This window comes from Polaromonas sp. P1_F9 (assembly GCF_056405615.1).
Window position 1 is genome coordinate 273,603 of the sequence record NZ_JBFUBT010000003.1, and the last position, 17,111, is coordinate 290,713.

Annotated in this window: 19 protein-coding genes; 8 read left to right on the plus strand and 11 right to left on the minus strand. The window is 61.5% G+C overall.

Going from position 1 to position 17,111, the window contains the following annotated elements:
- Positions 1-65: 65 nt before the first annotated feature.
- From AC1DYR_RS10195 to AC1DYR_RS10210, 4 genes are all read left to right on the plus strand, one after another.
- Complete coding sequence (locus tag AC1DYR_RS10195; RefSeq protein WP_477705003.1) at positions 66-275, plus strand: hypothetical protein; 210 nt, start codon at positions 66-68, stop codon at positions 273-275.
- A gap of 72 nt (positions 276-347) precedes the next feature.
- The gene (locus AC1DYR_RS10200) at positions 348-605 is read left to right on the plus strand and encodes a hypothetical protein (protein WP_477705004.1); all 258 of its coding nucleotides are present in this window, start codon (positions 348-350) and stop codon (positions 603-605) included.
- A gap of 105 nt (positions 606-710) precedes the next feature.
- Positions 711-983 (plus strand): YkvA family protein, encoded by a 273-nt coding sequence (locus AC1DYR_RS10205; protein WP_477705005.1) that lies wholly within the window; start codon positions 711-713, stop codon positions 981-983.
- A 17-nt stretch (positions 984-1,000) separates the two neighbouring features.
- The gene (locus tag AC1DYR_RS10210; protein ID WP_477705006.1) at positions 1,001-1,723 is read left to right on the plus strand and encodes an alpha/beta hydrolase family protein; all 723 of its coding nucleotides are present in this window, start codon (positions 1,001-1,003) and stop codon (positions 1,721-1,723) included.
- Positions 1,724-1,791: 68 nt separating this feature from the next.
- Here the strand turns inward: AC1DYR_RS10210 and AC1DYR_RS10215 are convergent, their stop codons facing one another.
- Positions 1,792-2,790 (minus strand): nucleotidyltransferase family protein, encoded by a 999-nt coding sequence (locus AC1DYR_RS10215; RefSeq protein WP_477705007.1) that lies wholly within the window; start codon positions 2,788-2,790, stop codon positions 1,792-1,794.
- A 203-nt stretch (positions 2,791-2,993) separates the two neighbouring features.
- On the opposite strand from AC1DYR_RS10215, the gene AC1DYR_RS10220 reads away from it, so the two are divergent.
- Positions 2,994-4,064, plus strand: coding sequence for a pilus assembly protein PilP (locus AC1DYR_RS10220; protein WP_477705008.1), 1,071 nt, complete (start codon positions 2,994-2,996; stop codon positions 4,062-4,064).
- Positions 4,065-4,214: 150 nt separating this feature from the next.
- Positions 4,215-5,816 (plus strand): hypothetical protein, encoded by a 1,602-nt coding sequence (locus tag AC1DYR_RS10225; protein ID WP_477705009.1) that lies wholly within the window; start codon positions 4,215-4,217, stop codon positions 5,814-5,816.
- Between the two features lie 63 nt (positions 5,817-5,879).
- Here the strand turns inward: AC1DYR_RS10225 and AC1DYR_RS10230 are convergent, their stop codons facing one another.
- Together AC1DYR_RS10230 and AC1DYR_RS10235 are read right to left on the minus strand one after the other, a co-directional pair.
- On the minus strand, positions 5,880-7,301 hold the full coding sequence (locus AC1DYR_RS10230; RefSeq protein WP_477705010.1) for a DUF2867 domain-containing protein: 1,422 nt from the start codon (positions 7,299-7,301) through the stop codon (positions 5,880-5,882).
- Positions 7,302-7,318: 17 nt separating this feature from the next.
- Positions 7,319-7,642, minus strand: coding sequence for a metalloregulator ArsR/SmtB family transcription factor (locus AC1DYR_RS10235; protein ID WP_477705011.1), 324 nt, complete (start codon positions 7,640-7,642; stop codon positions 7,319-7,321).
- Between the two features lie 144 nt (positions 7,643-7,786).
- On the opposite strand from AC1DYR_RS10235, the gene AC1DYR_RS10240 reads away from it, so the two are divergent.
- Positions 7,787-8,245 (plus strand): EVE domain-containing protein, encoded by a 459-nt coding sequence (locus tag AC1DYR_RS10240; RefSeq protein ID WP_477705012.1) that lies wholly within the window; start codon positions 7,787-7,789, stop codon positions 8,243-8,245.
- Positions 8,246-8,253: 8 nt separating this feature from the next.
- Here the strand turns inward: AC1DYR_RS10240 and AC1DYR_RS10245 are convergent, their stop codons facing one another.
- The 6 genes from AC1DYR_RS10245 to AC1DYR_RS10270 form a co-directional block, all read right to left on the minus strand.
- A complete protein-coding gene (locus AC1DYR_RS10245) occupies positions 8,254-8,988 on the minus strand; it encodes a Crp/Fnr family transcriptional regulator (RefSeq protein ID WP_477705013.1) in 735 nt (244 codons plus the stop codon).
- On the minus strand, positions 8,963-9,667 hold the full coding sequence (locus AC1DYR_RS10250) for a cupin domain-containing protein (protein ID WP_477705014.1): 705 nt from the start codon (positions 9,665-9,667) through the stop codon (positions 8,963-8,965). The genes AC1DYR_RS10245 and AC1DYR_RS10250 overlap by 26 nt, the downstream gene beginning before the upstream one ends.
- Positions 9,667-10,314, minus strand: coding sequence for an SDR family NAD(P)-dependent oxidoreductase (locus AC1DYR_RS10255; RefSeq protein ID WP_477705015.1), 648 nt, complete (start codon positions 10,312-10,314; stop codon positions 9,667-9,669). Before AC1DYR_RS10255 ends, AC1DYR_RS10250 begins: the two co-directional genes overlap by 1 nt.
- The gene (locus AC1DYR_RS10260; RefSeq protein WP_477705016.1) at positions 10,311-10,709 is read right to left on the minus strand and encodes an MAPEG family protein; all 399 of its coding nucleotides are present in this window, start codon (positions 10,707-10,709) and stop codon (positions 10,311-10,313) included. Before AC1DYR_RS10260 ends, AC1DYR_RS10255 begins: the two co-directional genes overlap by 4 nt.
- Positions 10,710-10,880: 171 nt before the next feature.
- Positions 10,881-12,320 carry an N-acyl-D-amino-acid deacylase family protein gene (locus tag AC1DYR_RS10265; RefSeq protein WP_477705017.1) on the minus strand — a complete coding sequence of 480 codons (1,440 nt, stop codon included), beginning with the start codon at positions 12,318-12,320 and terminating at the stop codon, positions 10,881-10,883.
- A 6-nt stretch (positions 12,321-12,326) separates the two neighbouring features.
- On the minus strand, positions 12,327-13,307 hold the full coding sequence (locus tag AC1DYR_RS10270) for a Bug family tripartite tricarboxylate transporter substrate binding protein (RefSeq protein WP_477705018.1): 981 nt from the start codon (positions 13,305-13,307) through the stop codon (positions 12,327-12,329).
- A gap of 131 nt (positions 13,308-13,438) precedes the next feature.
- On the opposite strand from AC1DYR_RS10270, the gene AC1DYR_RS10275 reads away from it, so the two are divergent.
- The gene (locus AC1DYR_RS10275) at positions 13,439-14,311 is read left to right on the plus strand and encodes a LysR substrate-binding domain-containing protein (protein ID WP_477705019.1); all 873 of its coding nucleotides are present in this window, start codon (positions 13,439-13,441) and stop codon (positions 14,309-14,311) included.
- Between the two features lie 20 nt (positions 14,312-14,331).
- Here the strand turns inward: AC1DYR_RS10275 and AC1DYR_RS10280 are convergent, their stop codons facing one another.
- Positions 14,332-16,077 (minus strand): bifunctional protein-serine/threonine kinase/phosphatase, encoded by a 1,746-nt coding sequence (locus AC1DYR_RS10280; RefSeq protein WP_477705020.1) that lies wholly within the window; start codon positions 16,075-16,077, stop codon positions 14,332-14,334.
- A 62-nt stretch (positions 16,078-16,139) separates the two neighbouring features.
- Positions 16,140-16,952, minus strand: a complete 813-nt coding sequence (locus AC1DYR_RS10285) for a formate/nitrite transporter family protein (protein ID WP_477705021.1) — start codon at positions 16,950-16,952, stop codon at positions 16,140-16,142.
- Positions 16,953-17,111: the final 159 nt, after the last annotated feature.

Below are 17,111 nucleotides of genomic sequence, written 5' to 3' on the forward strand. Positions count from 1 at the left end.
CCGTGTTGCGTGCTGTCGGTCGCGACTGGATTTAGGATTTCCCACTAAACCCCAAGAAGTATCCCGTGAATTCATCCATTGCCCACGCCGAACTCATCGCCACTTTCAGGAGAGCGGAGGCGGAGGCCGCTCATAAGTTCGCATTAATCAAGGCGGCTGCAGCCAAAGGCCCCAAGGCGATCCAGATGGCCGTCGAGACAGCAGGCAAGGCAGCAAAACGCCGGGATGCGTACGCCAAAAAGCTCGCGGCGCTGGGGGTGGAGATCAAGGACTGAGCCGTAACCAGTGCCCTCCCGGGGGAAGGACAAGGGTTGGTTGCGGATAATCGGGATTTGGAGAGAAACCCGATGCAAACAGACGCAACAGAAGACGCACTGGACGAAGCACCCGACGACGAACCGGAGCCGATCGAGGAATACGTCCCCGGCGTCGCCAACGGCCGGCATTACATGGCCAGGCTGTGCCACCTCCCTGACGGCCCCTGGTACATCGATGTCGTACACGTTGAATCGCTGCCGCCCCTGCACGACAGCGACAGGACTTGGCCCACGCGCGCTGAGGCCGTTGAGGCGGCAGACAAGCTGGTTGCCGATCTGGCGCACTGACCGGCGCGAATGTAACGTCCTGTCAGTACTCTTGCAGCCCAGGCAAGTGACGCCATCTGGATGCCAGCGGCCCTTCGGGCTTGCACCTTCACCCAAGGAGCTTTCATGTTCAAACGTCTGACCCTGCTTTGGGTTCTGATACGCGGCGATGCACGGCGGCTGTGGACTGCCCTGCGCCATCCCGAAGCGCCCGTTTGGCTGAAGTGGGGCACCGCAGCAATTGCGCTCTACCTCCTCTCCCCCATTGATTTCATCCCCGACTTCCTGCCCGTCATCGGGATTGCTGACGATCTGGTGCTGGTTCCGCTGGCGATCCGGTGGCTGCTCAACCGCCTGCCGCCCGGGATTGCCGATCCTGCGCCGAAGCGTTCGGCCTGAGCACTGGCGATGCTGTAATGGGCATCCCAAGCCAGTTCGCCCTTTCCAGCCTGCCCTTTCTATTGATGCCCACACGCCCCGTTTCACTGAACATTCCGCTCCCTTCGGGCGGCACCATCTCCGGCCTGCTGCAAAAACCTGCCAGCGCCAAGGCGTGCTATGTGTTCGCCCACGGCGCAGGCGCAGGCATGAACCACGCCTTTATGGAGGCGATTGCTCGGGGCCTCGCGGAACGCGGCATTGCCAGCTTGCGCTTCAATTTTCCGTTCATGGAACAAGGCTCGAAACGACCGGACTCCCCCGCCGTTGCCCATGCGGCGATCCGGGCGGCGGTTGCTGAAGCGGCGCGGCAAATGCCTGACGTGCCGCTGTTTGCCGGTGGCAAATCCTACGGTGGGCGCATGAGCACGCAGGCGCAGGCGGCTGAGCCATTGCCCGGACTGAAAGGCCTTGTGCTGGTGGGCTTTCCATTGCACCCAGCCGGCAACCCTTCAACCGAACGCGCCGCGCACCTGGACGATGTGAAGCTGCCGATGCTTTTTCTGCAAGGCACGCGCGATGGCCTTGCCGATCTGGACCTGATCACGCAAACCACGGCAAGCCTCGGTAAAAAGGCAAGCCTGCATATCGTGGATGGCGCCGACCACGCCTTTCACGTGCTGGTGCGCTCAGGCCGTACCGATGCGCAGGTGCGCGAGGAGCTGCTGGACACCATGGCCGCGTGGATGACGCACCGCTAGCTTCCCGGCTCGACCATCAGTCGCTCGTGCGCAGTTGCGGCTGCAAGGGCGGTCAGTCGCAACCGGTTTCACTCTGTCCCGCTAGGCCCATCGCCGGCCGGCGTGCCTTTAGCCCGCTTTGCCAGCTGAGGCAGGTAGCCGCCAACCAGCGCCTCCACCATCTCGGCCTGCGCCAGGTCTTTGTTCTTTTTCAGCGGGTCACGGTCCTTGTTCCGGGAAAGCTCGCGCTTGATGCGAGCAAAGTCCAGCGGGTGCACCGTGCGCATGCGCGCCATCGCGCCATTCACGCCGACTACAACCTGGTCAAAGCGCGGCACCGACAGCAGCTTTTGCCCCATGGACGCGCGCACAGGCCACAAGTCCTCTTCTTCGGCCGTGAGCCGCAGCGGATGCTCGGACTCGTCTCCCGCGTCCGGCGGAAAGCGGCGGATCAGGTCGATTTCGTAGCCTGAGGCATTGCGCGCGGTGGAGTTGTCCAGTTCACCGCGCTCAAAAGTCTTGTCGACCTTCTTGAGCAGGCCCAGGAAAGACATCTTGCGGTCCTTCATGACCTCCATAAAGGCCGCCCTTCTGACAGTGTCAAACAGCAGGTCGGCGTCCTGAGTGGCCATCACGTCGCTCGGAAAGCGCACGCCGGCGGCGGTCTCATAGGCAAACAAGGCATGCGTTCCCACCACCAGAAAATGCTCGGCCACGCCGTAACGCATCATTGCGTTGAGCACATCAATCAGGATGTCCGGGGTGCGACCCACGCGCAGCGCCTTGTTCATGCGCCGGCACTCGTCCACCTTCTCGCGCAAAGCTTTGACCCTGGCCTCCACCTCCGCCTTTTTTTGGGTGAACTGCTGGTATTTCAGCTCGTTCTCGGGTGAAGCAGGCCCATGCGAGCGCTGGCGCGAGTGCGGCGAAAGAGAAATCAGGTAACGGCTTCCATCCTGCTCGCGCCAGAACATGGACCCGCGATGGCGTATGGCTTGCGCCTCCGCCTGCTCCAGGGTAGAAAAAAGCATCTCGGCATCGATCATTTGCCGCTTTTGCTGCTCGTTGAGCTCAAAAAAAGAGTCCAATGGCGTCTTCAAGGTAAATAGGTAGTTTTTAATTTTACCTTGAAGAGGATATTCTTCAAGCAAAAAATGACAATTTAACTTTTACCTTGAAGAGCGCCAAGCCCTGGCAAAGGGCAAGCCGATTCAACGGTAGGCCCAATATAAGATCAGCGTGATCACCAAAACAACAAGGTTGCTGCTCAAGCGCCTTCAGGGGGCAAGAAGTGAAAGCAGCGAACATCCAGCCAACGGTAGCCTCGACTTTCAAAGGCCAGCTTACGCGAGTTCTTTGTATCTTGGCCTTGCTGCCGGGGGCACACACACTGGCAGCACAAGGCCTTACCAAAGACTCCCAACACCCGGTCCTCTATCAAGTTGCGCAGGAACTTGATCGGGTTGCGCAACAACTACCCGGTTCCATCAACTTAAAAAAAGCAGAAGTACTGGAGGGCACTTTTAGGTTCGAGAGCGGTGTCAGTGCTACCGACAGCGTCGTCTTAGCCAGCAAGCTTGTACCGGATGCCGACCATTGGCTTGGCCCTTATGCCCTCAAGCGCTTGCCCGGCAACGCGGAAATGGAGTTCAAGGCAAATATCCATCGGGGCTTGGCAATACCTGTTCCAACCCTGTCCCCACCCAGGCTGGGCGACACCTATGTACTGCGCCTCCATGAGTATGCGACCCAGCAGGGCATCCGTTTCGACATCTTTAAAGCGGAACCGGTCAACTCCCTGAACAGCGGCCTGTCTCGCGTCCATTTCAAGACCACCGCACCCTACAAGGAAATGATTCATTTTCTGGTCAATGCGCCTGTGCTCAGCGAAGCACTGGTTGAGCGAATCAGTTTTGTGAAGAGCAACACCACGTCCATCACCGTAGAAGGCAGTATCTATCTTGGTGACCTGGTTCTGGAGCAGGCCGTTGAATATCGCCAACAACTCGCCAAAGCAAGACAAAGCATCCTGGGCATCAAAAACCCGTTCAATAACGGAGAGGTCTACCAAGGCAAACGTGAACCGCTCGAGTCCGCGCTCCTGGCGGATCTTGTCGTCGTAGGTGTTCTTAATCAAGGCAGCGATAAGTTTGCCTTGGTGATGCACAAAAAGCCGCCCGCCCAGCTCTACAGGGTGCGGGTTGGAAACTATCTTGGCCCAGAACGTGGGCGGATCATTTCCATCACAGACCTGGAGATTGTGATCGTCGAGACAATACAAGATATGGAGGGCAAGAAAACAGAACGCCAGTCCGCCCTCCTCGTTCGCTCCTTGGGCTCGGCCTCAGAGGCAAAAAAATAAAGCCAGTCGAAATCACATCCGGCAACCTTGCTTTATGAGCACGCACCAAGCTACACAACTGCTGGTAGCCACGCGAGCAGGACGGTTGTGTTCCGGCCTCCTTGCCGACGACAACCACGTTCACTCGCACTGCCCGGCAGCTATAAAGCCATGACACGAATCCTGCGCGCCATTCTCTGCAGCATGCTGCTGCTTCAGGGCTGGGCCTTCGCGGCCAACCCTTCTTCCGTGCCCACTCCCTTCACCACTGCGCTATACGGAACACCGGTAGGCAGCAATGCCGCGCAGGCCTACTTCCTCGTGAATGTCTTGCGCAGTGCCGAAGCGCCCAAGGCGGACATTGAAGCCTTCCGCAGCGAACTGCTGCATGGCTATGTGGCGCAGGTCACCGGTGCGGCACCACCGCCGGCCCTGGCTGTGCCCGAGCCCAAGCCCAGCGCATGGAAGTCATTCCTGCGCCGGTTGCCGGGCGGTACGAAAGCACCGGCCGACGATGTGGCCGTGGCCATCGCCCGCGGCCGCCAACGCGACGACGTGATGGGCCCCGCTTTCCGCGCGACCTGGCAGGCGGCCTTCAACCAGGCGCTGGCCCCTCGCTGGGAATCGGGCGCCGCGCGCGCGCCGCTCTTCACCCTGGAGATGCGCGACATGCGGCCCATCGCACCCGGCATCTGGGCAGCCCCTTCTGCTGAAGGCCGGGTACGCCTGATGCTGTCATTGCGCCTGGCCAATACCAGCTCCGTGCCGCTGCCCCTCTACCGCCCCGACATCGTCTTGCAAGGCACGCTGCGCTTTACCTGCGACTGGGACCGGGTGCGAGCACCGCAAAGCGTCATGCGCGCCAATGAAGTCACCTTGTTGCAGCCCGGCGCCCAGTCAGAACCCCTGGCGTGCGAGGCCCCTCCGGTGGCCGGGTACTGGCGCGAGCAATTGGCTGCGCTGCAGGCGGCCAACGGCAAGGCAGGCCTGCAGACCATGCTGGTACCGCATGACCTCGACAGTGCCCAGCGCCTGTACCACACAGAACTGGCATTCGCGAATGCATCGCCATTAAGAGTCAGCTGGAGCCAGCGCCAGCTGAAGGCCCGGCACGAGCCGTACCGCCAGTGGTCCCCTGCAAAAAAAGCAATGGACCCACCCGAGTCGGGCAGCCTAACGGCTGCACCGCATCACGGATGGAAGGCAACTGTCTCACTGTTGACTACCTTCCTCGGCGCCACCGTGTTGGCGCTCGGCCTGTTTGCCGGCGGCCGCGCCGCGCGTAGCGCGGGCGTGCCGGAGGGCGTGGTTGCCGTTGTCTCGGTGCTGCTGGTAGGCGGCGCGTGGGTGCTGGCCACTGTGAAACTGGGCGGTGGCGGCACGGGTTACGACCATCCCCTGTATCTCGGCCTTGCCTTGGGGGCGGGCTTCGTCGGGCCGGTGGTGCTGGGCGTGGTGGCCCTGCATGCCCTGCACAAGGTGCTGGACGACGAGGAGATGGAATGGTGGCAGGCCGTGGCCACCGGCTGGCGCCTTACGCTGAATGTCACCGCAAAAACAAGCCGGGCTGAGTTCTGGGGTTTCCTGGCGCATGCTGCCTGGCTTTGGGCGCTGGCGCGCGTCTGCCTCATGCCGCTAGACCGCTGGATAGGCCTCGTCCTGCTGGTTCCCGTGGTGACGCTGACGGCCCGCCGCATGCTCAGCATGACGAGTCAGGAATGGCTCGAGGTGGGGCTGATCCTGATATGCCTGCTGCTGCTTGTGCTGGTGTGAGGTGCTGCGAGATGGTGACGAAGTTACAGCTGCCAAAAACAACAACGTTCCTGACTTGATCTCTCAGGCCGTTACCAGTTTGGCGGGTACAACCGACTCTTTTTCCTGAACCACCGCATATTCCACTGCCAGCCGCAGCATCGTGGGTGTGACGTAGTGGCGATGCACATAGTCAATGGCCGCCATGTAAAAGCGGCCAAAGGCATTCTTGCAATGAACCCGCGTACCCAGCATCACATCCACATGATGCTTGTCGACGATTTCCACGCTGACACAGGACCTGAACAGCAGATGTTTGTCATTGGCGCCCAGAATGACTTGCGCCTTGGTATCGGTTGCATTGATGCTTTGGTCAAGCACCGGGTAGCGGTTGGCAAACAGGTTGCTGGTGTCCGGTGACAACAGCGAAGACACAGGGCAGCCCAATGGCGATGTACGCAGGCCCAGGGGTTTAACGAGCACGTTGCGCAGTGCCATCAGGTTGGACACACCGCTGGGCGCGTTAAGCAAAAAGCCCTCCAGGACCGCGGCGAGCAGATTCGTGGCGCTGGTGTGCCCAAAGTTGGTGCCGGTCACGCGCAGGCGAAAAGTGTCTTCATGATGGACGCGCAGTTCGGTCAGTTGCTGAAGCAGGAGCGAATCCACCGGCGGGCTGCTGAGCTCCTTCACGCTTCGGGCGGATCCGCCATGTGACAGAAAGCCCGACGCCCCTTTCCACGAACCCCACCAGCCTCGCATCACGCCTGCGCCGCTGCGCACAGTGTTGCATACCACCCGGTGGAACGTCCCGGGCGGAGCATCCAGCGACAAAGTCGTAGTCGGCACGGTATCGGCCTTGAAGTCCTTGGCCTGAAGCAACGCCTTCACCTCGTCCGGCAGCAACTCCGTCAATGATGGGATGCTCGCCTTATTGGTCAGCACCTCCTGTTTCAAAGACTCCGACAAATTGCCGCCCAGTTCATTGGTATGGCAAGACAACGCAAAGAACACAGGGTGCAGAGAATTACGCGAGAGCGGAGAAAACTGGTGCCAGGTTTCACCGCCAAAACGCACGGTAAACATGCAGTCAGGCGGTATGTTCACAAAACGGAGGGCGCGGATGAAGTTTTGCGGGTCTTCCTGGATTTGTTGTTCCGACGCGCTGGAAAAGCGCAACTGGGCTCCACCGCTGCCCGATACCGCCGTAAATATGCGGTGCCCCGCATGGCGATGAAACGGATGGCCTTTAGGCCCCACGACGAATGAATACAGCGACGTTGCGTCACCTTTGGGAAAGTTGGTCCCACCCAGTTTGGCTGATGGCTCGTCCAGTTCATCGACAAACGCGCTGTGCTGCCGCTGCCGCGAGGCCACGCTGGCAAACAGATGATTGCCGGCGCCGTGGCCGATCTGGGCAATCAAGGACACCTCGACGGCCAAACCGCCCGATTCGGATGGAATGCGAACCGACGGAAACGTTTCAATCACCTGTGTGAGATTCAGCATGGGTCCCTCTCTCCTTGTTACCTGGCTTTTTGTGTTTTGGCCGCAGCGCGCTCCCGCTTCAGGGGCCGCGCGACCGGGCATAGTTCAAATGCATAACCCGTGAGGCTGTTGACGAGGCTGTCACTGTTGAGCTTGTAGAGCACAAACTGGCCGCTGCGCTCGCTGGTCACCAGGCCGGCGTTTTCAAGCACCGACAGGTGGCGAGAAACGGCCGGCGTGCTCATGGCAAAGCGCTCGGCCAGCTCGGTGGTGCTGAGTTCTTTCTCGGTGAGGTAGGCCAGAATTTGGCGCCTGGGCCCCGAGGCGAGCGCTTCAAATATTTTGTCGAGGGATGCAGGCATTGATGTATTAACTTATTTGTTAATAACTTTATTCAAGATATACCGTGCTGTCAAGCGGCTTCTGGTTTGAGGCCGGCGCTTTTCTTTGCCCCATCGATCCGCTAAGCTTTGCTTCGTCCCCACTTCAGGTACCAAGGCCACCCCATGACAAGCTACTGGCTCATGAAATCCGAACCCGAAGAGTGTTCAGTTGACGACGCGCTCGCGGCGAAGAACTCGACTGTCCCCTGGGTTGGCGTGCGCAACTACCAGGCGCGCAACTTCATGCGTGACGGGATGCAAGTCGGCGATGGCGTGCTGTTCTACCACTCGAGCTGTGCCGAGCCGGGTATCGTCGGCATCGGCCGGGTGGCGTCTACGGCCTACCCTGATCCCACGCAGTTTGATGCGAAGTCACCCTACTACGACCCCAAGTCAAAACATGAAGAACCGCGATGGATGCTGGTGGACGTGCAGGTGCTGCGCAAGATACCCAACATCACCCTGCCCGCCTTGCGTGCACGGCCAGAACTGGTAGACCTGCAGGTGCTGCGCAAGGGCAACCGTCTGTCCATCACGCCCGTCGAGCCGCAGCACTGGAAAGCCATCACCGGCAAAAAGTGAGAAACCTGTCAGGCGCCGGACTGCGGCAGGCTTTGCAGGCGGCGCAACCCGAACAGGTCCTTGATGATGACCTGGCCGCGCTGGCTTTTCAGGAAGCCTTCGGCGACCAGCCCCTGCATCAGCCGCGCCACCACTTCGCGCGACGTACCCAGATGCCCGGCCAGCTGTTGCTGCGTCGTTTTCAATACCCCATCGGACGAGGCGTGCAGCAACACAAAATGCACAAGGCGTTGCCGGTGGTTGAAGGAATGAACGGCATCAAGTTCTGCCATCAACCTGAAAACGAGTGTCGAGAGCGCATGCAGCGTCAGGTCCTGGATGCACGTTTCCTGCTTGAAGAGCTGCCGGTACAACGGACCGGGGATGACAGCGACACGCGTCGCCTTGTCGGCCTGAACCCAGGCAGGATAAAGAAGATCGTTGAACAGGCAGTTGAGCGAGAGTACGCAGGTCTCCCCGGGCTCCACCAGATACAGCGTGGCCTCGGTACCCGCAGGCGTGATGGTGTAGACGCGCAGCCGGCCCGACAGCACGACATAGGCGCCAGAGGCAGGCTGGCCCTTGTGAATGATGCCGGTTCCTGCCAGCGCACTCATCGGAACAGCACCCTGGGTCAGCAGGTTACGGCCGTCCGCACTCAGGCGGCTGAAAGGCTCGAAAAGGGCAAGTTCACGTAAGACCTGCATATTGCTCCATTCGCGGCGACCTGCCGCACCGTCAAACCATCGGTGCCACGTGGCCACGCTTGATCCACAACAAGGCACCTTCAGAACTGGCCAGGGCGGGCTGCCTGGTGTGTGGATTGCGCAGCCAGCACAGAGGGCCGAGGTCTTGCGCACCCGCAGCGCGCGCGCTCGCGTCGTCGCCGGCTTCGACACGGACCGAACCCTCGACGACCAGCATTTCCTGGCCGCCACGCACGTACTGCGCGGCCATGGTACACCCCGGTTCCAGCCGTACGAGGAATACGGTTTCCCTGGGGCCCTCGTACAGCAATGCGCGCCTATGCCGGGCGATTCCGGCATCCACCCAGGGCCTGTCTGCAGCACTGATGACAACGCGGCGCTGTTCGAGCAGGTCCATCTGCCGCAGTTTGACGAAGATGGTGCAGCCCTCGTCGCTGAAGGGCCTGTGGCTGGAGCCCGGCGGATTGCGCACATAGGTACCGGGGCCGTACGAGCCGTGCTCGTCGGCAAACACGCCGCAGAGCACAAGGAATTCTTCGCCCAGCGCATGCGAATGCGCGTCAAACCGGCTGCCAGCTGCATAACGCACGAGCGACGTTGCCACGGCCACCTCTGCACCGGTACGCTCGAGCATGCGCCGCTCAACCCCGGGTTGCGGCGACGGCAGCCACGGCAGCGACCCGGCCCGTACCAGGACCGGCGCCGTGCGGTCGGCGTTCAGCTGCATCAGCTCCATCAGAACTTCTCCGATGCGGTCCGCAAGTCCAGCTCCTGCGTCCATGCGGTGCGCGCCTGTTGCGCAAGCCACAGGAAATTGGCAGCCACCCCGTCGGGCGCCATCACCGGGGCTTCTGCTGCCGCGTAGCGGGATGCGGCAGCAGAGCCATGAAGCAAGCCGTCCAGCACGACGTGGGCCACGTGGATGCCCTGCGGCTGGAACTCTCTTGCCAGTGACTGCACAAGCCCGCGAAGGGCAAATTTGCCCGCGGCCATGGCCGCAAAGCGGGCCGACCCGCGCTGCGAAGCCGTGGCGCCTGTGAAGAGCAGATTGCCGCGCCCCACGGCCAGCATGCCCGGCAGCACGGCCCGGGCGCAGTGCGCCGCCCCGACAGGGCCGGCTTCAAGGCACTCGCGCAGCGCACTCGCCTCCAGTTCAAGAAAAGGAGCAACTGCCAGATGACCCGCGTTGTACAGCAGCGTGTCGATGGGCCCGTGGCGCTGAATCAGGGCCGCGATAGCTTGCGCTACTGCGTCACCATCCGCCAGATCGCAATCTGCGCGCCGCAGGCCCGCCACTTCATACCCCGCCCCGCTGAACTGCCGCGCGAGCGATTCGCCGAGCACACCACCGCTTCCCGCGATGAGTGCGAAGGGCCGGCTCACAGCATTCCCAGCAGGCGCCCGATCAACACCAGCGTGGCCGCCCAGCCCGCTGCCCAGGCAAGTGTGCGTGCGCCGGGAACACCGAGCGTGTAAACCAGGTAATGAACGAGCCGCGCAAAAAAGTAGACGGCGCAGGCGGCGGCCGTCACCGAATCGGCTCGGCCGCTGGCCTGCACCGCCAGTACAGCCGGCGCAAAAATCACCAGGTTTTCGGTGGCATTGGCCTGGGCCCGCTGTGCGCGCTGGGCCCACTCGGCAAGGGGTTTTTCTGTGGCCGACGGGTTGGCCAGCGTACCGCCCATGCCGCGCACGGCAATGCGGTTGAGAACATAAGGCAAGGCGAACAACGCCGCAGCGGCCAGGGTCAGCGCCAGCCAGTAGATTTCCTTGGACATGATGGGTTTTTTCCTTCTTCGTGACATGCCGCAATGCGGGCACGAACGCGAAGATAGCCGCGCCGGGAAAAGTGTTCTGTAGCTTTTGCTACAGAGCCACAAAAGATGGACAGGCAGCGCTGGCGCGTGATGACCAAACTGCTGGGGAAATAGCTTTCCGGCCCAGCGTAATCAGGGCAAAGCGCCCTGCCTGCGCAGCACCTGGCCCCCATTCGCGCACACAGTGTTGCCATCGCGGCAAGCGAGTTTCCCATTCACAAAAACGGCGTCAATGCCGGAGCTGACCTCCGTCGGGTTCCCGTAGCTCGCGTTGGCGTTCACACGGTCCGGGTCAAAGATGACGATGTCGGCGTGATGGCCGGGCGCCAGCGTTCCCCGGCCTGTGAGGCCAAAGCGCCTGGCGCTGAGGCCGGTCATCTTGTAGATGGCTGTCTCGAGTGAAAAGAGTTTTCTCTCTCGCACGTAATGCCCCAGCACGCGGGGGAAAGTTCCCCACAGGCGCGGGTGCGGCCGCACGTCATGCGCGAGACCGTCGGAGCCGACCATGGCCATCGGGTGGCTCAGGATGCGGCTGACATCGTCTTCGCTCATGGCGAAATAAATGGCCCCGGCCGGCTGCAACGCGCGGGCCACGTCTTCTTCGGTCTGGTTGCGTTCGCGCGCCAGCTCTTTCAATGAGCGGCCGGCCACACCCGGCTCGGGTTGCGACCAGGTCACCAGCACGTCGCTGGACTGCTTCACGCGTGATGGCAGCAGCATGGTGGACGAGGCGTTGTACGGATAGCAGTCAAAGCACACCGCCTGCCCTTGCGCGGCCTGCTCCAGCAGGGCCAATGTCTCTACAGACCGGCCGTGGTTGGCTGTGCCGACCAGTTTGTGATGAGAAATCACGGTGCCCACACCCAGCTCGCGGCCTATGTGCAGGGCCTCGCGCAGCGCCTCGTCGATGGCGTCGCCTTCGTCTCGGATGTGCATGGCCACGATGCCTTCGGCCGCCTTGAGCTGCGCGCCCACGGCAATCACCTCTTCAGCAGTCGCGGCTTTTGCGGGCGGGTAGTACAGCCCGGTCGACAAACCGATGGCCCCCGCCGCCAGCGAGGCCGTGAGTTCTGCCGCCATGGCAGCCGCCTCTTCAGGCGTTGCGGCCCTTTCAAGGTCTGCCATGTGCTTGACCCGCAGTGTGGAATGGCCAACCAGACAGGCGACGTTAACGGCCAGGCTGGACTGGGCCAGCGCATCCAGGTAGGCGGCAAAACTCCGGTAGACCCAGCCGTCGGTTCCCAGAATGTCCAGAGGCGCTGGCGGGTTATTGGTTTCCAGCGGGGCCAGGCTGACCCCGCAGTTGCCAGCGATGACCGTGGTGACACCCTGCGACAGCTTGGGGTGCGGGCCCGTCGTGGGCATCAGCAGCAAGCGGTCGTCATGGGTATGCGCATCAATAAAGCCCGGCGCCACGATGCGCCCAAGCGCACTGAACCGTTCTGTTGCCGGCGCAGAGGCCAGATCGCCTATGGAGACGATTTTTCCGTCGGAGACGCCAATGTCGGTGCGCAAGCGGGGCGCACCCGTTCCGTCAATCAGCTCGCCGCCTTCAATGATGAGATCGAACATGCGCGCTCAATCCAGCTGGACGCCGGCCCGCTTGACGACCTCCGCCCACATGCGCGTCTCCCGCATGGCGCGGTCAAACAGGCGATCCGGCGGGCCGATAGTGGTTTCGAATGAAATGGCAGCATAGCGCTCATTGACCGCGGCGCTACCCAGCACCTTGTTGATTTCGCTGTTAAGCCGCATCACGATGTCCCGTGGCGTGCCGGCCGGGGCCACAATGCCGCCCCACGCTGTCGTTTCGTAGCCTTTGACGGACTCCCCGATGGTGGGCACATCGGGGAGTTGCAGGCTGCGCGCGCGGCCCGAAACCCCCAGCGCCTTGACGCGCCCGCTCTTGATGTGCGGTGCGATGGACGACAGGTTGTCAAACATCAGGTCAACCTGGCCGCCCATCAGGTCCTGAATCGCCTGCGGGCTGCCGCGGTAAGGCACGTGGGTCATGAAGGTGCCGGTCATGCTTTTGAACAGCTCGCCGCCCAGGTGCCCCGTGGTGCCGTTGCCTGATGAAGCCATGCTGAGCTTGCCAGGCTTCGATTTGGCCAACGTGATCAACTCGGCCACGTTCTTCACGCCCAGGTCGTTTCGCACGACCAGCGCGTTTTGCACATAGCCGAGCAGCGCCACCGGTACCAGTTGCTTGTCCGGGTCATAGGGCAGTTTGGCGAAAAGGGCTTTGTTGATCGCCAGCGTGCCCACGTTGCCGTAGCCCAGTGTGTAGCCGTCCGGTGCGGCGCGCACGATCTCCTGCGTGCCGATGTTGCCGCTTGCGCCGGGCTTGTTGTCAATCACAAATGGCTGCCCCAGCGTTTTCATCAACTCGCCGGTGAGGATGCGGCATATGTTGTCCGGCGAACCGCCCGCGGAAGACGGCACGATCAGCCGGATGGGCCGATCGGGCCAGGCGGCGCGGGCAAGCAATGGCGCCGATGCCATTGCGGCCGCACCCAGCTTGAGAAGCGTTCGCCGGCTGGCTTGAAATTCAGTCATGAAGGCCACCTTTAGGGTTGATCAATGAGAAAACTGAATGATGCTTGGACAAATCTTTGGCTACAAACGACAATTTGTCCGTCTTCCATGTCTTTTTCTCATGCACCATGATGCTCCGAGCCCCTTCCACGATGTCCCTGCTGTGCCTTGAAGCCAGCGCGCGGCTACGGTCTTTTACTGCAGCAGCGCAAGAGCTTCACCTGACACAAGGCGCAGTCAGCCGCCAGATCATGGCGCTTGAAAGCCGCCTTGACCTCAAGCTGTTTGTGCGGCGCCGGGATGCGGTGGTCCTGACAGAGGCCGGCCGCTATTACCTGGACGAAGTCAGCGCCATTCTCCAGCGCCTTGAGCGCGCAACGGCCAATGTGATGGCGCTCAAGGGGCGCGGGGGTTCGTTGACGCTGTCGGTCGGCGCATCGCTGGGCAGCTATTGGCTGATTCCCCGCCTGCCGGACTTCACCCGCGCGTACAGCGAAATTACCCTCAACTTTGCCACCCGCGTGGGCTCGGTGGATTTCAAGAGCATGCCGGTAGATGCCTCGCTCGAATTTGGCGACGGGAAACGGCTGGGCCTGCACAACGACTTTGTGTTGCCCCTGGCCATGGCCCCGTATGCCGCACCGGCATGGATTGCCAAAAACGGAAAGTCGCTGACCTCCCGTACGCCGCTATCCGCTCTGGTGCACCACACGACGGTACTGGACGCCTGGCAAAAGTGGTTCGACCACGCCGGCATGGAAATCGGTACCGGGCAAGAGGGGCCGCGCTATGAGTTGATGTCGATGGCCCTGAATGCTGCAGTGGTGGGCCTGGGCGCAGTGCTGCTGCCTGATTTCATGGCCAGCGATGCGGTGGCAACCGGCCGGTTGCGTCGGCTCTCAAAGAAGCAATGGGTGTCTACGCGCGGCTACTACCTTGTGTACCCGGAAGAGTCGGCCCGGCTCGAAGCCCTCGAGGTGTTTCGCACCTGGCTGCTGGCGCAAGCGACGACGGAGCAGGTCTGAGACAAGGGCAAGTTGCGGCCCTACCCGCCGGCAGGCCTCAACGCCACCAACACCACAACGACCACAGCCAGGATCAGGGAAACACCCCGCCAGAAAGCCACCGGGTTGCGCTCGAGCAAAGCCGGGCGGGTCTTGTCCAGGAATGACTGGTTGGGGTGGCGCAGGTCGTATAAAAATTCCGACAGCTCGCCATAGCGCTTGGCGGGGTCGGGGTGAACGGCCTTGCGGAGCACGCCGTCTATCCATGCGGGTATGTCACGGTCTTCGTACAGCACGGAGTCATAGCGCAGCTTGCTTTGTGCGGCCCGGGTCCGGCATTTGGCCACTTCGGCGCCGTAGGGCAGCTTGCCCGTCAGCATCTGGTAGGTGATGACCCCGAGCGAGAAAAGGTCTGAGCGCGTGGTGCCGCCCTCCCCCACAAAATACTCCGGCGCCGAATACTGGGCCGTGCCCAGAATGTCCTCGTGCGCGCCGGGGGGGTCTGCTTCCATGAGGCTGGCTACGCGGGTTGAGCCGAAGTCAATGATTTTCGCCGTGCCGGTCTTGTCGATCATGACGTTCTCGGGCCGCAGGTCCTGGTGCAGCATCTCCAGCCGGTGAAACGCGCGCAGGCCTTTGGCGATTTGCTCCACCAGCCCGCGCACCGCTTCCAGCCCGGGCCGGGGGTTGTCGATCATCCACTGGCTCAGCGTTTGCCCGTCGATATATTCGGTGGCCACATACACATAGTGGCGCTTTCGGGTCGGTACATAAGGCTTCAGCACATGCGCGCTGTTGATGCGCCGGGCGATCCACTCTTCCGTCAAAAACCTTTCAAGGTAGGCCGGGTCACCGCCCAGATCTATCGACGGCGTTTTCAGGATGACGAGCTCGCCCGTGTCGTTGTCAGTGGCCAGGTAAATATGGCTGCGGCTGCTGCCGTGCACTTCGCGGACGATGGTGTAGCCGTCAAACTGCGTCCTGGCCTCCAGGATGGGCGGAAGCGGCAGGCCCGACAGCTGCTGGAGCAGCTCGCCGGCCTGCCCGTTGGGCAGCTCATCAACGCGAACAATCTGCGCCGTGAGGTTGTCGCCGCTGCCCCGCTCCAGGGCTTTTTCGACGATGGATTTGGCTGCCATATCCAGCCCGCCAGGCTCGTCAGCGCAGATGTGGATGAGGCCGGCCATGTCGTATTCGCTGACGTGTTCGTACACGCCGTCGGTGGCCAGCAAAAAGATGTCCCCCTGCTCCACCTGCTGGGTCTGGTAGTCGATCTCAAGCTGCGGCTTGAAGCCCAGCGCGCGGCCCAGATAGCTTTGCCCCTGGGAAATCCACACACGGTGGTCGTTGGTCAGTTGTTCCAGCGCCTTGCCGCGCAGGCGGTAAATGCGTGAATCGCCCACATGAAAAATATGCGCAGTGGTCGACTTGATGACCATGGCGCTCAGCGTGCACACATAGCCTTTGTCCTTGTCGTAGCGGTACTGGCTTTTCTGGGTTTGGGCATGCAGCCAGGAGTTGGTGGCGCTCAATATCCGCTCGGCCGATGTCTTGACCGACCAGGCTTCCGAGGTGCAGTAGTAGTCTTCAAGAAAACCAGTGACGGCGTACTGGCTGGCCACGTCGCTGACGGCGCTGCTGCTGATACCGTCGGCCAGCGCAATGGCGATGCCCTTGGCGCTCAGTTGCGGCTCTTTCGGCACATAGATGCCGTGGAAATCCTGGTTGGTTTCCTTGCGGCCCTTGTCCGAATACTGACCTGCCGATATCTTCAGTTCACTGGCCATGTGGGGTACCGGCAAAGCCCCCGCGCATGCAAGATGCGCGGGGGCTTTTGTTTTGAGGCGGATTATTTAAAGGAACGTGATGGTCCGGTTTTAATGTGCGTGGCGTACAGCGTTAAGCCGGTGAAGGCCAGGCCGCCCACCAGGTTACCCAGCACCGTCGGGATTTCGTTCCAGATCAGGTAGTCCATGATGGTGAAGTGCGCGCCCAGCAGCAGGCCGGACGGGAACAGGAACATGTTCACGATCGAGTGCTCAAACACCATGTAGAAGAACAGCATGATGGGCATCCACATCGCGATCACCTTGCCGCTGACCTGGGTGGAGATCATCGCACCGACCACGCCGGCCGACACCATCCAGTTGCACAGCATGCCGCGCACGAAGAGGGTGAGCATGCCGTTGGCGCCGAATTTCTGGTAGCCCAGCGTGCGGTTCTCGCCGATCACGCCGAGGGCCTTACCGACGGCGTTGGGCTCGGTGGAAAAGCCGTTGGTGACGTAGATCGCCATCATCACGGCCACCGTGAAGGCGCCCAGGAAGTTGCCGGTGAACACCAGGCCCCAGTTGCGCAAAACGCCCTTGACCGTGACGCCGGGACGCTTGTCGATCAGCGCCAGCGGGCACAGCACGAACACGCCGGTCAGCAAGTCAAAGCCGAACAGGTACAGCATGACGAACCCCACCGGGAACAGCACGGCGCCCAGCAGGGGCTGGCCGGTCTGCACGTTGATGGTGACAGCGAACCAGGCCGCCAGGGCCAGGATGGCACCAGCCATGTAGGCCCGGATAACGGTGTCGCGGGTGGACATGAAGATTTTGGATTCACCCGCATCCACCATCTTGGTCACAAATTCCGAAGGCACTAAATAAGCCATACGATCCCTCTAAGTCCTGTTTTGCCAAAAAAAAACCACCTCGGATCTTCAACAAAAGATGAAGACCGAAGTGGACGCCGTTATCCATTCAGATCGATTGGGCACCGCGAAACTCGCTGCACCCTGCGCAGGCCTTCGTCAGCCTGACCTGATGGATGC

Bases quoted from the DNA above. Each gene is read 5' to 3' on its own strand.
- AC1DYR_RS10275 (WP_477705019.1), top strand. From the start codon at position 13,439: ATGTCCCTGCTGTGCCTTGAAGCCAGCGCGCGGCTACGGTCTTTTACT.
- AC1DYR_RS10270 (WP_477705018.1), bottom strand. From the start codon at position 13,307: ATGACTGAATTTCAAGCCAGCCGGCGAACGCTTCTCAAGCTGGGTGCG.
- AC1DYR_RS10285 (WP_477705021.1), bottom strand. From the start codon at position 16,952: ATGGCTTATTTAGTGCCTTCGGAATTTGTGACCAAGATGGTGGATGCG.
- AC1DYR_RS10250 (WP_477705014.1), bottom strand. From the start codon at position 9,667: ATGGAGCTGATGCAGCTGAACGCCGACCGCACGGCGCCGGTCCTGGTA.
- AC1DYR_RS10225 (WP_477705009.1), top strand. From the start codon at position 4,215: ATGACACGAATCCTGCGCGCCATTCTCTGCAGCATGCTGCTGCTTCAG.
- AC1DYR_RS10240 (WP_477705012.1), top strand. From the start codon at position 7,787: ATGACAAGCTACTGGCTCATGAAATCCGAACCCGAAGAGTGTTCAGTT.
- AC1DYR_RS10210 (WP_477705006.1), top strand. From the start codon at position 1,001: ATGGGCATCCCAAGCCAGTTCGCCCTTTCCAGCCTGCCCTTTCTATTG.
- AC1DYR_RS10265 (WP_477705017.1), bottom strand. From the start codon at position 12,320: ATGTTCGATCTCATCATTGAAGGCGGCGAGCTGATTGACGGAACGGGT.
- AC1DYR_RS10260 (WP_477705016.1), bottom strand. From the start codon at position 10,709: ATGTCCAAGGAAATCTACTGGCTGGCGCTGACCCTGGCCGCTGCGGCG.
- AC1DYR_RS10205 (WP_477705005.1), top strand. From the start codon at position 711: ATGTTCAAACGTCTGACCCTGCTTTGGGTTCTGATACGCGGCGATGCA.
- AC1DYR_RS10280 (WP_477705020.1), bottom strand. From the start codon at position 16,077: ATGGCCAGTGAACTGAAGATATCGGCAGGTCAGTATTCGGACAAGGGC.
- AC1DYR_RS10230 (WP_477705010.1), bottom strand. From the start codon at position 7,301: ATGCTGAATCTCACACAGGTGATTGAAACGTTTCCGTCGGTTCGCATT.
- AC1DYR_RS10200 (WP_477705004.1), top strand. From the start codon at position 348: ATGCAAACAGACGCAACAGAAGACGCACTGGACGAAGCACCCGACGAC.
- AC1DYR_RS10235 (WP_477705011.1), bottom strand. From the start codon at position 7,642: ATGCCTGCATCCCTCGACAAAATATTTGAAGCGCTCGCCTCGGGGCCC.